Genomic DNA, 15,012 nt, shown 5'->3' with positions numbered 1-15,012 from the left:
AAGATAAACTATTTACTAGTTAATTAAACGGTTAAATACTAGTTAAGGAGTAATGATGAAAAAAAGAACATTTCTATTATTAGTGGCAAGTCTGCTGGTTCTTGTCTTAGGAGCATGTGGTCAAAAAGAAAAACAAGAAGCAAAAGGGATGAAGATTGTAACAAGTTTTTACCCTATCTACGCCATGGTCAAAGAGGTATCGGGGGACTTGAATGACGTACGGATGATTCAGTCAAGTAGTGGGATTCACTCCTTTGAACCGTCAGCAAATGACATTGCTGCTATTTATGACGCGGATGTCTTTGTCTACCATTCTCATACGCTCGAATCTTGGGCTGGAAGTCTAGATCCTAACTTGAAAAACTCAAAAGTTAAAGTTTTAGAAGCTTCTGAAGGAATGACCTTGGAACGTGTACCGGGCTTAGAAGATGTAGAAGCTGGTGACGGCATCGATGAAAAAACACTCTATGACCCTCACACTTGGTTAGATCCAGAAAAAGCAGGTGAAGAAGCTCAGATTATCGCTGACAAACTTTCGGAGATTGATAGTGCTAATAAGGAAACGTATCAAAAGAATGCTAAAAACTTTATCGCTAAAGCCCAAGAATTGACTAAGAAGTACCAGCCTATTTTTGAAAAAGCGAGTCAAAAGACCTTTGTTACACAACACACAGCCTTTTCTTATCTCGCTAAACGCTTTGGTTTGAAACAACTTGGTATAGCAGGGATTTCCCCTGAACAAGAGCCAAGTCCGAGACAACTAACAGAAATTCAGGAATTCGTTAAAACCTATAAGGTTAAAACCATCTTTACTGAGAGCAACGCTTCTTCTAAAGTCGCTGAGACCTTGGTTAAATCAACGGGAGTTAGTCTAAAGACACTCAATCCTTTGGAAGCAGATCCTGAAAATGATAAAACTTACTTAGAAAACCTTGAAGAAAATATGAATGTTCTTGCAGAAGAATTAAAATAAGGAGATGATGAAAATGAATAAGAAATACCTTGTGGCAGGATCGGCTCTTGTCCTTTCCCTAAGCCTTTGCATCTATGCATTGAACCAACACCAGGTAGAAGAAAACAAAGATAATAACCGTGTGTCTTACGTTGATGGGAAGCAAGACACTCAAAAAACAGAGAATCAGACACCAGATCAAGTTAGCAAAAAAGAAGACATTCAGGCTGAACAAATTGTTGTGAAAATTACTGATCAAGGTTATGTGACTTCACACGGTGATCATTTCCATTATTACAATGGTAAAGTTCCTTTTGATGCGATTTTCAGTGAAGAACTTTTGATGAAAGACCCTGATTATCAGCTAAAGGATGCTGATATTGTCAACGAAATCAAAGGTGGCTACATTATCAAGGTGGATGGTAAGTATTATGTTTACCTTAAGGATGTGGCTCATGCAGATAACGTTCGTACGAAGGACGAAATTGAACGCCAAAAACAAGGTCATACACACGATGCCCCAACTTCTAACAGTGCAGTGACACTTGCACGATCACAAGGACGCTATACTACCGATGATGGCTATATTTTTAATCCATCTGATATTATAGAGGATACTGGTGATGCTTATATCGTTCCTCACGGAGGACATTACCACTATATTCCAAAGAGTTCCTTATCTGCTAGCGAATTGGCAGCTGCTCAAGCTTACCTCTCTGGAACTAGAAAGCAACCAACTGTGACTGACTATCGTCCAAGCCAAAATGGAACCAGTCAAACCACTAATCCAAGTCAACAAACCGAAACACCAAGCAAACCAGAAGAGAGCCTTCAGAGTCTATTGCAGCAACTCTATGCTCTTCCAAGTAATCAACGTTATGTAGAATCGGATGGCTTGATTTTTGATCCTGCTAAGATTTCAAGCAGAACACCGAGTGGCGTAGCGATTCCTCATGGAAATCACTATCATTTCATTCCGTATACAAAGCTTTCTGCTTTGGAAGAAAAAATTGCGCGTATGATTCCTCTTGCAAGCGACAGTGGGAAACCAGCACCTCTGGAAAATCCAAGTAAACCCGTAGAACACCCTGATCAGCAAGACCATCATCATGACCAAGACAGTGACCATGGAAGTCAGGCGACCAATCACGAAGATCATGACCATGATGGAGAGGAGCAAGACCATCATCATGGTAAAGAACATGATCATGACTTTGCAGCTGATCGAGTTATCAGTGAGGATGAGCAAGGTTTTGTAGTTTCTCACGGAGATCACGCTCATTATTTCTTTAAGAAGGACTTGACTGCAGCTCAAATCAAAGCTGCCCAAGATCACTTGAAAGAAAATCATCAGTCTGAGCCGGTTCAACCACTTGCCAAGACTGTAGAAAGTTTCTCAAGAGATGCTAGCGATGAAGAAAAAATTAAGTACATCTCACAGACCTACGGGGTTCCGCTCGAAGCGATTCGTATTTCAAATGGATTCTTTGTCTTTGGAAATCCGGATCAAGCCTATGATCCAACCCATATCCATCCCTATGCTGTTCGAAAAGAACATGTTCGTATTCCTCTCCAAACTGGGAATCCAGAACTGGATTTCCTAAATGAACTTTATACGACTGCCCTACGTGATGGGGTGTCTCCTTATAGTTTACAGGTAGAAAGTGGTAGTTTTGTGATTCCTCACGGAGACCACAATCACTACATCAAGGTCCAAACTAAGGGCTATGAGGTTGCTTTAAAGAACAAGATTCCTACCTTACAATCAAGCTATCAGCCTGGAGCTTTTGACGAGCAAACTGTTCTTTCTAAAGTTAATCAACTGTTAGCAGATAGCAGAAGTCTCTACAAGGACCAACCTATCATGCAGAGACGGGTTGAACTTGCTTTGGGTCAATTTATCGAGAACATGAAAAAACTGGCGACCAACTCAACTGCTGGATATCTAGCAGCCTTGGACCTCTTTGATAAGCAATATATCCATGTGGATCAAAGTGTGGCACCAGTTGAAACTTCACCTTTAGATAAGAAGTACCAAGCCCTTGTAGATAAGATCAATACACTGGATACGGACACTTATGGCTTGCCTAAGAAAGATCTTTTGGTACATTTGCAGGAAGCAAAACTAGCACAGGATGAGACAGAGTTGGCTGCCATTGAAGCGAAACTTCAGGCCTTGCAAGATTTCCGTGATCGGACAGGGGTTACAACAGTAGAGTACATCAAGTATTTCTATGAACATGTATCTGATGGTCGTTTGAGAGAAGAACTTCGGAACCGTGTTGCCAAGTTGACATGGGAACTTTACCAGTCACAGTCTTTCCTCAAAGCAACCGACTTGAACAAGCTATTCCCAACTATTTACCAAACTAAGCTAGAAGTAGAAGAAGCTCTCAAAGAAGAACCCGTTTCTACAAAAGCTGGCAAGACTATTCTAGATACGGAAAAAGTAGATAGTCAAACTGCTAAGACTGCCATCTATGAATTCCTAAAAGAACTCTACGGTGATTTTATGCCAGAAGAGCGGGTTAGCCATGTTAAGAAGGAAGAAGTGGATGCTCTTCTAACAAAAGCTGCTCAACTCCTAGCGCGTGTCAAAGAAGACGGGGTCAAACAATCCCTAGCTGAAGAAGCAGCTAATATCAAAGCGGCTACTGAAAAGGAAAATGCAGACCTTGACGAAGCTAAAACACAACTTGAGGATCTTTTAAATCGTATTGCAGCGACTATCCAACGAGAGAAAAAAGAAGCAGAACAAGATCCGCAAACCGTGATCATCTACCAAAAACTCTATAATGTCTTGCTCTCTCTTCACAAGTACTTAGAGGATAACAAAGGATCCGATGCTGACTTTGAACGTGTCGATGCCCTATTTGATCAACTTGCAGCCAAAAGCAGTGATAAAGAAGGCCTCCTCACTCTAGCTAAAGAAATCATTAGCTTGAACCAGGAACTCCGTTCAAAAGCAAGTAAAACTGATAGCCAATCTAAGTCTGAGAAAGACAGTGAAACAGCTACTTCTAAACCAACAGAAAAGCAAGCGCAAAGTGAGTCTGAGACAAGTGCTCAACCAAATGAATAAAAAGAAAGGCGAAGTAGCTGAGCTACCTCGTCTTTTTTAGTCTTTATAAGATACAATGCCAACGATGGTATCCACCGCACGCTCCATAGTCTGAAGGCTGACGTATTCAAAACGTCCATGCATGTTTTCCCCACCCGCAAAGATATTGGGAGTTGGGATCCCCATAAAGGAAATCTTAGATCCATCTGTTCCGCCACGGATTGGTTCGATAATAGGCGTAATCCCTAGATTTTCCATAACAGCCTTAGCAATGGTAACAGGTGTCATATCTTTTTCAATGACTTCCTTCATATTGTAGTACTGGTCTGTCAGAGTCAAGCTAACGCGATCATTCCCAAGCTCTCGATTCATCTTATCGGCGATAGACTGCATAGCTGCTTTACGAGCTTCAAAGGAATCCTTTTCAAAGTCACGGATGATGTAGCTTGCATGCGCCTCCTCGACACTACCTGACACATCCATAAGATGATAGAAACCTTGGTAACCTTCTGTCAGTTCAGGTCGGTCATTCTCAGGAAGTTGATTATGAAAATCAATCGCTAGCTGAAGGGCATTGACCATCTGTCCTTTAGCAGTACCGGGATGAACATTGCGTCCTTGAAAATGAAGCTCAGCAGCTGCTGCTGAGAAAGTCTCGTACTGAAGTTCTCCGAGAGGTCCTCCATCTATAGTATAGGCAAAGTCAACATCAAAGTCTTCTGCATCAAATTGATTAGCACCGATGCCAATTTCTTCATCTGGTCCAAAACCAACACGAATCTCACAGTGTTTGATTTCGGGATGAGCAGTCAGATATTCAATAGCAGTCATAATCTCAGCAATCCCAGACTTGTCATCAGCACCTAGCAAGGTCGTGCCATCTGTTGTGATAAGGGTTTGTCCTGTATATTTCTCAAGACTCTTAAAGTCAGCCGGATCTAGTTTAAATCCAGAATCACCTAAGTTGATAGCTTCACCATCGTAATTTTCGATGACTTGCGGATTAACTCCCTCAGCATTAAAATCAGCAGTATCCATGTGGGAGATAAATCCAATCTTACGTGTCAAGCTCGGATCATTTGCTGGTAAGGTCCCAATAGCAAAACCATTTGGTAGGTAGTAAACATTTTGCAGGCCGACACGTTTCATTTCAGGAAGAAGAACATTGGTCGCAAAATCTACCTGGCTCTGCGTACTTGGAGTAGTAGTAGAGTGTTCATCAGAACGCGTGTTGACCTTAACGTAGGTTAAAAAGCGTTCCAAAAGGTTCGGATAAGACATAAAAACTCCTTTTTTTATCATAAAATAGAATGCAAAACTTCGGAAAAATATGATTTGAGAAATTTCATGAATTTTGAAAAAATATAATAATTCAAATTCAGAAGACTTTCAAAAGAAATTTTCGAACAATTAGAATAAAATATATGCATCTTTACTTTATGAAATTTTTTACTATTTTTTCCATTTTACCACAGAAAACATTGAAAAACAAAGAAGAATCATACTTTTTTGCGATTTATAATAACATGTTTTCAAACACATTGATTGACATGAGTTCAACATTATTATATAATTAACCTATGGATGTTTCAGATTTATATAGTAACAGATTTAAACATATTCTAGTAAGGGAGATAGCATGAACATTCAATATGATTTTAAGAAGATTCAATATTTTACCAGTCGTTTAGTTATCTTTCTCGCTATTCTTTTTTTGTGTGCACCAATTAATTCTTTACATGCAGATTCAACAACCGAACCTCAGACAACTCTGCACAAAACGATTACTCCGATATCGGGGCAGGAAGACCAGTATGAGTTGTCACTGGATATCACATCCAAACTGGGAACAGAGACCCAGTCAGAACCCTTGGATGTTGTCCTGGTTGCCGATCTTTCAGGGAGTATGAAAGAGCAAGATGTGTGGTCATCTTCTACTTCAAGATACATAAGTAGAATTGAAGCACTAAAAAATACATTGAGAGGTGTAAATGGTCGTCAGGGGCTCATTGATACAATTCTTTCTAGTTCCCAAAACCGTTTATCTATTGTAGGTTTTGCTGGAAAAATTGATAATCAGTATAGTAATCAGTATTATTCTTGGCCCAATCAATTTGCTGGATATTATTCTGGTGTTTCGACTTATGACGATGCGAAAACCATTTTGAACTGGAGTAATAATTCATACAATGCTAAAACTGCAGTTAATAAGATGGCGATTGCGGGTGGTAATTCTAGAGGGTATGAGCGAGGGATAGGTACAGGTACAAATATTGGTGCTGGTCTGTGGGAGGCAGATGCACTCCTTAATAATGCGAGAAGTAATGCGAAAAAGGTTGTTATTCTACTATCAGATGGTTTTGCTAATATGTATTATGATGAATATGGTTATACTATATACAACTGGAATAATATCGATGCTAAAACAGAAACAGCTCCCAACTGGTTTAATGACTATCTTAAGCAATTCGTATTAGGGATTTCATCAAGCCTGGCACCTAGAATTGATGGATTTTACTCAATTAAATTTCGATACTCTAACACTAGAGATAGTATATCCGATATTAAATCTTACATTAATCAATATAACCCTAATATCCCCAACGAAATATTTTCTGCAAGTAATGAAAATGACTTGCAACAAAAATTCAAAGATATCACTGATAAAATTTTACCTCTAGGCGTACACCATGTAACTATATCAGATGTCTTGTCCAAGTACGTGCAGCTATTACCGGGTAATGCTTCACGCCTTCGTGTCGTCAAAATCAAGGATGGTAATGAGGAAGAACTGACAACTAATCAAGTGACGATTGAAAGTAAGAAGAGCGAACAGGGATTAGTGGAAGTAACAGCCAAGTTTGATCCGAGTTACACTTTGGAGGATGACGCCAAGTACGTTCTCAAGTTTACTGTCACCTCTACCCAAGAAGCCTTTGATGCGATTGCAGGTGATAAGACACTTACTAGTGATGATGCCGAAGGTGCCGATGCTACTAAACTCTATTCCAACAAGGGGGCAAGTGTTGCTTACTCCTATGGTATTGGGACTTCACATACCAAAACAAAAGACTATTCTGAGAAGCCCACTTTCAAGCCGTCAGATCCATTGGCGGTTCCTGTAGAGATTGAATGGAAAGGTGTGGATGGGAAATCAAATCCATCAGCAAATCGTCCACCTAGTGTCGAATTAAAATTAAACCAAAAGAAAGATGGAAGTACAAAGGATTCCTATCGAAAGGTCACTAGTTCAGTTCAAACGAATAGTTTTACTGAAAATGCTAGTTTTGCAAAGGTAGCCAAGGGATATGACTACGAACTGAAAGCACCAGACGCTCCGGGCTACACAGTCGAAGTTCAAAAGACAGGTACGAAAGAGAAACCATCCTTCAAAGTTATTTACCGACAGCTTCCAAGCCTCACCATAAAGAAAATCCTAGAAGGTGAGCAATCACCTAATAAGTCTTTCACAATTAATGTTACCCTTTCAGATAAGGATGGCAAACCGATTAACGGCAAGTTTGGGAATACAACAGTGACTAACGGGAAAGTACAGATTTCTCTCAAAAATGGTCAGGAAACTGTCCTCAAATACCTGCCTCGTGATACCCACTATAAGGTAGAAGAAGTAGAGACATCTAGAGCGGGATATCATGTTACCTATGAAAAACAAGAGGGAACCTTGTCAGAGGATGTTCAAACAATCGTCACCAACCACAGACTTCCGACACTTTCAGTTACAAAAAAAATTACAGGTGCCTTTGCTAATCTTTTGCAATCCTTTAAGATTACCATTAACGTAAAGGATGCGCAAAATAAACCATTGAATGGATCGTATAGTGCAATAGTAAATAATCAAAAAACAACCCTGAAATTTACAAATGGTAAGGCGACAGTCGATCTAAAGAAAGATAAAACTGTTAAGATTCTCGACCTTCCTCTAAATGCTCGTTACAGTATCGAAGAAGAAGCAAGTTCGTCTCGTGGATATCGGGTTTCTTATGAAAATAAAGAAGGCAAGCTTGATGGGGATAAGTCCGCGACGGTCACGAATAATAAAAACAGCGTACCTGAAACGGGAATTGACTTCTTGAGTAGCACTCTCATGCTTGGAGTCGTTCTTCCTCTAGGAGGAATCTTCTTTATCATCTTACTTGGTCACCTTGTGGTGAATAGGAGGAAGTGATGCTGCTTAAAAAGAAACATAAGAAACCAGTAACACAAGTCAATCGGGATAAGTCTCCGCCGAGTGTCTGGGGAGATATCCTATACTTAGTCAGTAAACTTCTGATGGTTGGATTTGTACTAGCCACCCTTTACTTTTTCGTCTTTGGACTATTAAGATACAATGACGATGGCATGAAGCCAGCCTTAAAAGATGGCGACCTGGTCGTCTATTATAGGTTGGATAAACGCTATTCGATTGGTGATTTGCTAGTCTATAGTTATAAAGGCAAGGAAAGAGTGGCGCGTGTCATAGCAACCGAAGGAAGTACAATCGATATAAACGAAAATGGTCTCATCATCAACGGTTCTCCTCAACAAGAGCAAGATATCTACAAAGAAACGCTGCTCTATAAGGAAGGAGCTACCTTCCCAATGAAAGTCCCAGCAGGACAACTCTTTGTCCTCGGGGACAATCGAACAACGGCTGTAGACAGTCGTGCTTTTGGAACCATCCCTATACAGGATACCCATGGCAAGGTGGTAACAGTCCTAAGGCGACGGGGCTTTTGATGATCATAATGAAAAAAGAAAATAAAAAAACAAAAGGAATAATCATGAAAAAAACATTCTTTAAAAAGCTATTCACTGCAAGCATTGCAGCTATAACCGCTTTGTCCGTATTCAGAGGTGTCCCGACCTTTGCGGATGATAATTCAGCGACTGCTAAAGCCAATGGGGAAACCAATGCGAAAGTAGCGATTAACAAAACATTGAATATCGCGCAAGGTATTACAACACCAACTGCGACTTTCAAATTTACTTTTAAACCCAAAGATGGCGAATCTTCAAACCACGCTCCGTATCAAATCGCTTCTAGTACAGAAATGGATAAAGGTTATATTCCAGAGCGAACGATTTCCTACACAAAAAATGATAGCGCAACTAATGAGCAGATTAAAAAAGATACAGGTGATATCTTTAATGGTGTATCCTATGATCATGCAGGTGAATATGTATATACCGTAGAAGAAACTCCTGACACCTACACTACTATCAAAGATAAGAATAATCAAGAGATTGATGCTATTAAATATGATGCGCGCAAATATGAAATGCATGTTATAGTTAAAAATAAAAAAACTACAGGCACTTATATTTTCTCAGTATATTTTAAAGAAATTAAACAAGGAAATTCTGGAAAGGTTGAACCATCTTCTAGTTCTGAAATTTATAAATATGATTTATTTGAAAATACCTATACTAAAGATGGTGGGAAAATAGATCCTGATGATCCAAATCCAAACAATCCTGATAAAGAAAAATTTGATAAAACAAGAAAATCACTTACAATTACTAAAATTGTGGACGGGGCATCAGGAGATAGAACTAAAGATTTCAGTTTCCACGTTACAATCACTCTCCCTAAAACCAACAAAACAGCTAAAGAACCTGTAACATCATTAGCAATTACACATGGTACTTCATCTGAAACTAAAGCTGTACCTGAAAATGGTGTTGTTGATTATGATTTCACACTCAAACATAATGAAACGTTTACTATTGATAATCTCCCTGCTGGTTCAAAATATACAGTTAAAGAAACTGGTGTTCCTGGATATACTGCATCAGCAAGTTATCTTGAAAATGGTGTACAAAAGGCTCAAACTGGTCAACTAAATACAGAGTTTTCTGTAGCTAATGTCCTAGTAGGTGAAAAAACAAACAACAACACCGTTACCAACAAAATTAATGACGTGACTCCTACTGGTCTCTTGCTTGATAACCTTCCATTCATCTTGATGATTGGTCTTGGTTTAGCTGGATTTGTTGTCTTGTCTAAAAAACGTAGAGAAGCCTAAACGGTTGGGGGATAGACGATGAAAACCAAGCGTGAGAAGCCAAAAAAGAGTCTGTCTAGGCGTCTCGTTCTTGCTGTAGATGGGACGATCAATCACTTGTTGCTCATTTTTGCAGCTTTGATCTTTCTCTTTGGTTTCTATGCCCTTTGGGATTCCAACCAAGTCTACTCCTTGGCTTCGTCAAGTGAGTACGAAGCTTATCGACCTGTTACGACGCAACAGGATGAGCTAGCTAGCTTTTCAGGCTTCAGCAAACTCCAAGAACTCAATCCCGAAGTCCTCGGTTGGATCAATGTCTATGGTACCAATATCGACTATCCCTTAGTCCAAGCCAAGGACAATGAAAAGTATCTCAACAAGGACTCCAAAGGTGAGTTTGCAGCGACAGGCGCTATCTTTCTCGATGCACGAAATAATCCCAAGTTCGAAGACTTTAATACCATTATCTACGGGCACCACGTAGAAAACGGGGTCATGTTTGGTGATGTGGCTAAGTTTGCTGATCAGGAATTTTTTGACCAGCATCGTTACGGTAGTATATACTACAATGGTGTGGAAAAAGGGCTCGAGATCTTTGAGATGTTGGAGGTCGATGCCTATGACTTTAACATCTATGATCCAGGAATACAGGGTGAGGACCGTCAGCAGGCCTATCTAGATCACTTGCTCTCAGTAGCCATGCACAAGCGGGATATCTCGCTCTCGCCGAGTGATCGTATCATCCTACTCAGCACCTGTTTTCTCGATGTGACTAATGGTCGTCATATCGTGCTCGCAAAGATTACAGACACTGTCCCTAAAAATACCTTCCATACAAAAAAATCAAAACCATTCCCATACAGTGTCTTTGATGACTCGTCTCTTGGACGTTTCCTCTCATCAATCCCACTATGGATTTGGTACCTTATCTTGTTTGTATTGTTCTTGCTCTTGATTTTCTTACTCCTTGTCCTCTACTTGATCCTACGTCGTAGAAGAGAGAGTAAAAAAATGCAAGAAGCAGACCCTTTTACTGACTAAGGGTGAATAGAAAAGAGGCGGTTTTGTCCCGCCTCCTTTCCTTTTAAGAAATCTCGCATAGAAAGGAGTGCTGATGACGGTTCAAAAAAGAGCGCGATTTAAAAAAGTATTTCTGGTATTCTTCTGTGTTTTTGTAGCTCTTTTTAGTTGGCAGAGAGTGGAAGCGAGTGACTATGATCACTATAATCCTATTGAAAAGGATGCTTCGAGCACAGGATTTGAAACCCTGCAACAGCTTAATCATGATGTTTGCGGTTGGATTAGCCTTGATGGGACAAAGGTGGACTATCCACTTCTACAAAGTCAGGATAATGTCAAATACCTTGACCGCAATGCCTTTGGCGATTATACGATAACAGGATCAATCTTTCTCGACTATCGCTTTAATCCCAACTTTACTGATTTTAATACCATCATCTACGGTCACTCTATGGCTTCAGGGGCTATGTTCGGTGAGATTAAGAAATTTGCTGATAAGGAATTCTTCGACCAGCATCGCTATGGTTCTATCTACTATAATGGTCGAGAACGTGGTCTTGAGATTTTTGGGATTTTAGAAGTGGATGCCTATGATACGGAAATTTACCGAACCTTGAGTTCCAACGATGAGGAACACCAGGCCTATTATCAGTATCTGTTGAGTAAAGCCAAGTACAAGCGAGATGTTTCCTTGACTTCAACGGACAAGATTGTTTTATTAAGCACCTGTTTTCTTAATATTACCAACGGCCGCCATATTCTTTTAGCAAAAATAACGGATGCACCAGTAAAAGCAGCACAGGATAAAAGTGGAGAAAGCGTAGGAACACGTTATTTTGACCAAGGGATTCCAACGCATTGGATTTATATCCTAACCTTACTCCTTCTTATCATTGTCATTTTGCTTCTAATAGTTATTATTCTAATCATAAGACGAGATAGAAATACAAAAGAACAAAAGAAATAGTAGACGTCGGAAGCGTTTACTATTTTTTTCTTTCATGATAGAATAGATAGTGAAAATAATAACATAAGGATGATAACATGAAAAAAGCCATATTAATGATGACCTTTGGATCTCCAGAGGAGATTAGTTTTGAAGGAGTAGCAGAATTTTTTACAAACATTCGTCGGGGAGTTAGACCCCAAGACCACGAGATTCAGACTCTCTATGACAACTATGTTCGTATCGGTGGGACGCCCTTGCAACGGATTACAAGGGAAGAAGTTGCTTTAGTAAGAGAACGTATAGGGGAGGAGTACGGTATCTACTTTGCCAATAAGTTTTCTCGTCCCTTTATCCCAGGCGTGATCAAGCAGATGGAAACTGATGGTGTTGAAGAATGTATTTGCTTGATTTTGGAGCCTCATTATTCATTTTACTCAGTCATGGGGTATGAAAAGTTTTTGGAAAGCCAGCAGATCCGGTTTTTAGTCATTAAGGATTGGTATCAGCAACAGTCTTTGCTGGACTTCTGGACAGATGAGATTAGAAAAATTTTACGAAACCATGTGGGAGAAGAATCCTTCAAGGTAATCTTTTCAGCCCATAGCGTCCCCATTTTTGCCTTGGACTATGGAGATCCTTATATCGATCAGATTTTCGATAATAGCAGGCTCATTGCTGAACAACTCGGCCTAATGACAGACCAGTATACCAATACTTGGCAGAGCGAAAGCGATATTGGAATCCCTTGGATCAAGCCAGATGTCTTAGAATATTTACGAGAACAAAAGCAATATCCAGAGCATTATATTTTTGTCCCGATTAGCTTTATCAGTGAGCACATCGAAGTCTTGTTTGATAATGATGTGGAATGTTATGATTTGTGTCAAGAAATAGGTGTCACCTACCATCGTCCACCTATGCCCAATACGGATAGCCGTTTAATTGACGCTTTAGTTGCTACTGTAAGAGTCAACGAACACAAAGAATTTAAAGCTTTTCTCCCAGAAGAAGAAACCTTTGATGAGTTAGCGCCTTCGGCAACTACCAAGGACATCATGAAAGAGACAGACGACATTCAGATGCCAGAATTTGTCAAAAAACTCATTGAGAAAAAAGGTCGTGAAAATGTGAAGATGCCTTACTTGATTAAGAAAATGCTCGAAAAGGCTGGTAAGTTACCAAAAGAGTAAAGAAAAAAGGATTTAGCTTCAAGCTGAATCCTTTATCTGTCTTATTTTTTCTCAAGAAGGGCTTTGATTTCTTGAAGAACTTCAAGTTCAGTTGGAGCAGCAGGTGCTTCCTCAACCACTTCCTCTTTCTTACGAAGGTTTTGAGCTTTTTCAATACCTTTGATAACGAAGAAGAGAACTGTACCCACAACAAGGAAGTTGATAACAGCGCTCAAGAAGCTACCGTAACCAACACCATTCCATGAAAGTTCAGCAATACGTTCAACGTTCGCAGCTTTCAAAGCTGGGTTCAAGATAAGTGGAGTGATGATATCGTTAACGAGTGAAGTCACGATAGCACCAAAAGCAGAGGCGATGATTACACCGACAGCAAGGTCAACGACATTACCGCGAAGCAAGAATTCTTTTAGATCCTTTAACATTTTCATAAATTCCTTTCCTAATTTTCTAACTTATTATATCCTAAATTGTGACAAGAGGCAACCTGGATGCTTAAGGAGATCAGTTGCTCCTTTTAAAAATATAGATTTTACTGAAAATATAATTAAGCACAATAATCAAAATTTGTGCTAGGATAGTTTCAACCGTATTAACCCTGTCTATATTATATTCGACAAACTGACCAATAAGATCAGGAAAGGTTGTAACGAAGATATAAGTTAAAAGAACGTCAAGTCCAAGTGTTGAGAGACGAGCTAAGAAAAACTTAGCCAGGCGAGTTGGCCAATTTCTTCTCTCTTGTTTAAAGACGATTGTATCATTTGTGAGAAAGGCAAAGAGAATCCCGATAAGATTTGCGAGTACGGTTGCTAGGATTTCCTGGTGGCTGATGTGGTAAATAACCAAGCGCGATAAAATAGAAACCAAAGTAGTAGCACCACCGAAAAATAGGTAGGAGAGGATTTCGTTATCGAAGAATGCCTTTATTATTCTTTTCATGGTTTTAGTATAGCATAAAGTCATATAATGTGCTATACTGGTAAGGTTGATTCACTCAACCCTTGGTGCTTAGCTTCTTTCACCAAGCATATTTTACGCGGGAAACCGCTAAAGGAGAAAACATGAAAAAATTAACTGTTCGTGATATGGCAGATATTGCTATCGTTGCTGCTATCTATGTGGTTTTGACCATTACCCCACCGCTGAATGCCATTAGCTACGGCGCCTACCAGTTTCGTATTTCTGAGATGATGAATTTTTTGGCCTTCTACAACCCTAAATACATCATCGGTGTGACGATTGGTTGTATGATTGCTAATTTCTTTAGCTTTGGTCTGATAGACGTCTTTGTCGGAGGGGGTTCTACTCTAGTTTTCCTTAGTCTGGGTGTTTGGCTCTTTAGCAAGTACAAGAAAGACTATTTGTTCAATGGTTTGATTCGAAAAGATCATTTCTTCTTTTCAATCCTATTCTCTATTTCAATGATTACCATTGCAGCAGAACTCTATATTGTTGCAGAAGCTCCATTCTTCTTTACATGGTTCTCTACGGGAATTGGTGAGTTTGCATCACTTATCGTAGGTGCTATTTTAATCGGAAAATTAGGGCGCCGAATCGATCTAACAAGATAAGAAGTTTATAAGCTAGATTCTTGATAAATCTAGCTTTTTTCATTCCATAAAATTAAAAGAGAGCGCTTGACAAGAACTAGGAACTATAGTATACTTTTTAGGTAGGCTGATTTAGCTCAGTTGGCAGAGCGCATCCATGGTAAGGATGAGGTCGCCGGTTCAATCCCGGCAATTAGCATGATAGAAACGAAATAACCTTGGGAAACCAAGGTTTTTCTTGTACACTTGTATAAATGAAGCGAAGAGTTTTGGCAGTTGACAAAA

Annotated in this window: 12 protein-coding genes, 1 tRNA gene and 1 riboswitch; of the genes, 10 read left to right on the top strand and 3 right to left on the bottom strand. The window is 39.6% G+C overall.

What is annotated here, in order from left to right; genetic code table 11:
* The first annotated feature begins 55 nt into the window (after positions 1–55).
* Positions 56–973 (top strand): metal ABC transporter substrate-binding protein, encoded by a 918-nt coding sequence (locus tag HMPREF1516_RS01495; protein ID WP_000747424.1) that lies wholly within the window; start codon positions 56–58, stop codon positions 971–973.
* A gap of 13 nt (positions 974–986) precedes the next feature.
* Complete coding sequence (locus HMPREF1516_RS01490) at positions 987–4,034, top strand: pneumococcal-type histidine triad protein (RefSeq protein WP_050595430.1); 3,048 nt, start codon at positions 987–989, stop codon at positions 4,032–4,034.
* A 36-nt stretch (positions 4,035–4,070) separates the two neighbouring features.
* Here HMPREF1516_RS01490 and pepT read toward each other — a convergent pair whose 3' ends face one another.
* A complete protein-coding gene (pepT, locus tag HMPREF1516_RS01485; protein WP_000121374.1) occupies positions 4,071–5,294 on the bottom strand; it encodes a peptidase T in 1,224 nt (407 codons plus the stop codon).
* A gap of 358 nt (positions 5,295–5,652) precedes the next feature.
* Here pepT and pitA point away from each other — a divergent pair, with 358 nt between their 5' ends.
* The 6 genes from pitA (at position 5,653) to hemH (ending at position 13,177) form a co-directional block, all read left to right on the top strand.
* Positions 5,653–8,199: a PI-2 pilus tip adhesin PitA gene (pitA, locus tag HMPREF1516_RS01480; RefSeq protein WP_033605638.1), complete on the top strand. Its 2,547-nt coding sequence runs from the start codon at positions 5,653–5,655 to the stop codon at positions 8,197–8,199.
* Positions 8,199–8,750, top strand: coding sequence for a PI-2 pilus system signal peptidase SipA (gene sipA / locus HMPREF1516_RS01475; protein WP_033605637.1), 552 nt, complete (start codon positions 8,199–8,201; stop codon positions 8,748–8,750). Before pitA ends, sipA begins: the two co-directional genes overlap by 1 nt.
* Before the next feature lie 8 nt (positions 8,751–8,758).
* The gene (locus tag HMPREF1516_RS01470) at positions 8,759–10,039 is read left to right on the top strand and encodes a DUF7601 domain-containing protein (RefSeq protein ID WP_269621623.1); all 1,281 of its coding nucleotides are present in this window, start codon (positions 8,759–8,761) and stop codon (positions 10,037–10,039) included.
* An 18-nt stretch (positions 10,040–10,057) separates the two neighbouring features.
* A complete protein-coding gene (gene srtG1 / locus HMPREF1516_RS01465; RefSeq protein ID WP_033605635.1) occupies positions 10,058–11,059 on the top strand; it encodes a PI-2 pilus system class B sortase SrtG1 in 1,002 nt (333 codons plus the stop codon).
* Positions 11,060–11,132: 73 nt separating this feature from the next.
* A complete protein-coding gene (gene srtB / locus HMPREF1516_RS01460) occupies positions 11,133–12,005 on the top strand; it encodes a class B sortase (RefSeq protein WP_000218038.1) in 873 nt (290 codons plus the stop codon).
* A 77-nt stretch (positions 12,006–12,082) separates the two neighbouring features.
* Positions 12,083–13,177 (top strand): ferrochelatase, encoded by a 1,095-nt coding sequence (gene hemH / locus HMPREF1516_RS01455; protein WP_033605634.1) that lies wholly within the window; start codon positions 12,083–12,085, stop codon positions 13,175–13,177.
* Positions 13,178–13,218: 41 nt separating this feature from the next.
* On the opposite strand, the gene mscL is transcribed toward hemH, so the two are convergent.
* Both mscL and HMPREF1516_RS01445 read right to left on the bottom strand, forming a co-directional pair.
* Positions 13,219–13,599 (bottom strand): large conductance mechanosensitive channel protein MscL, encoded by a 381-nt coding sequence (gene mscL, locus HMPREF1516_RS01450; RefSeq protein WP_000910210.1) that lies wholly within the window; start codon positions 13,597–13,599, stop codon positions 13,219–13,221.
* A gap of 79 nt (positions 13,600–13,678) precedes the next feature.
* Positions 13,679–14,116, bottom strand: a complete 438-nt coding sequence (locus HMPREF1516_RS01445) for a GtrA family protein (RefSeq protein ID WP_002883226.1) — start codon at positions 14,114–14,116, stop codon at positions 13,679–13,681.
* Positions 14,117–14,144: 28 nt separating this feature from the next.
* Positions 14,145–14,241, top strand: a riboswitch (PreQ1 riboswitch).
* Here HMPREF1516_RS01445 and HMPREF1516_RS01440 point away from each other — a divergent pair.
* Together HMPREF1516_RS01440 and HMPREF1516_RS01435 are read left to right on the top strand one after the other, a co-directional pair.
* Positions 14,239–14,748 (top strand): QueT transporter family protein, encoded by a 510-nt coding sequence (locus tag HMPREF1516_RS01440; RefSeq protein WP_000737307.1) that lies wholly within the window; start codon positions 14,239–14,241, stop codon positions 14,746–14,748. It overlaps the preceding riboswitch by 3 nt.
* 105 nt (positions 14,749–14,853) lie before the next feature.
* A tRNA-Thr gene (locus HMPREF1516_RS01435) sits at positions 14,854–14,926 on the top strand.
* The last annotated feature ends 86 nt before the right edge of the window (positions 14,927–15,012 follow it).

Origin of the sequence: Streptococcus sp. CM6 (assembly GCF_000526095.1) — a bacterium.
GTDB lineage: Bacteria > Bacillota > Bacilli > Lactobacillales > Streptococcaceae > Streptococcus > Streptococcus oralis_BW.
This window is presented reverse-complemented; position numbering and strand designations above follow the sequence as displayed.

Bases quoted from the DNA above. Each gene is read 5' to 3' on its own strand.
- HMPREF1516_RS01470 (WP_269621623.1), top strand. From the start codon at position 8,759: ATGAAAAAAGAAAATAAAAAAACAAAAGGAATAATCATGAAAAAAACA.
- HMPREF1516_RS01495 (WP_000747424.1), top strand. From the start codon at position 56: ATGAAAAAAAGAACATTTCTATTATTAGTGGCAAGTCTGCTGGTTCTT.
- sipA (WP_033605637.1), top strand. From the start codon at position 8,199: ATGCTGCTTAAAAAGAAACATAAGAAACCAGTAACACAAGTCAATCGG.
- HMPREF1516_RS01440 (WP_000737307.1), top strand. From the start codon at position 14,239: ATGAAAAAATTAACTGTTCGTGATATGGCAGATATTGCTATCGTTGCT.
- mscL (WP_000910210.1), bottom strand. From the start codon at position 13,599: ATGTTAAAGGATCTAAAAGAATTCTTGCTTCGCGGTAATGTCGTTGAC.
- srtG1 (WP_033605635.1), top strand. From the start codon at position 10,058: ATGAAAACCAAGCGTGAGAAGCCAAAAAAGAGTCTGTCTAGGCGTCTC.
- pitA (WP_033605638.1), top strand. From the start codon at position 5,653: ATGAACATTCAATATGATTTTAAGAAGATTCAATATTTTACCAGTCGT.
- srtB (WP_000218038.1), top strand. From the start codon at position 11,133: ATGACGGTTCAAAAAAGAGCGCGATTTAAAAAAGTATTTCTGGTATTC.
- HMPREF1516_RS01445 (WP_002883226.1), bottom strand. From the start codon at position 14,116: ATGAAAAGAATAATAAAGGCATTCTTCGATAACGAAATCCTCTCCTAC.
- pepT (WP_000121374.1), bottom strand. From the start codon at position 5,294: ATGTCTTATCCGAACCTTTTGGAACGCTTTTTAACCTACGTTAAGGTC.
- HMPREF1516_RS01490 (WP_050595430.1), top strand. From the start codon at position 987: ATGAATAAGAAATACCTTGTGGCAGGATCGGCTCTTGTCCTTTCCCTA.
- hemH (WP_033605634.1), top strand. From the start codon at position 12,083: ATGAAAAAAGCCATATTAATGATGACCTTTGGATCTCCAGAGGAGATT.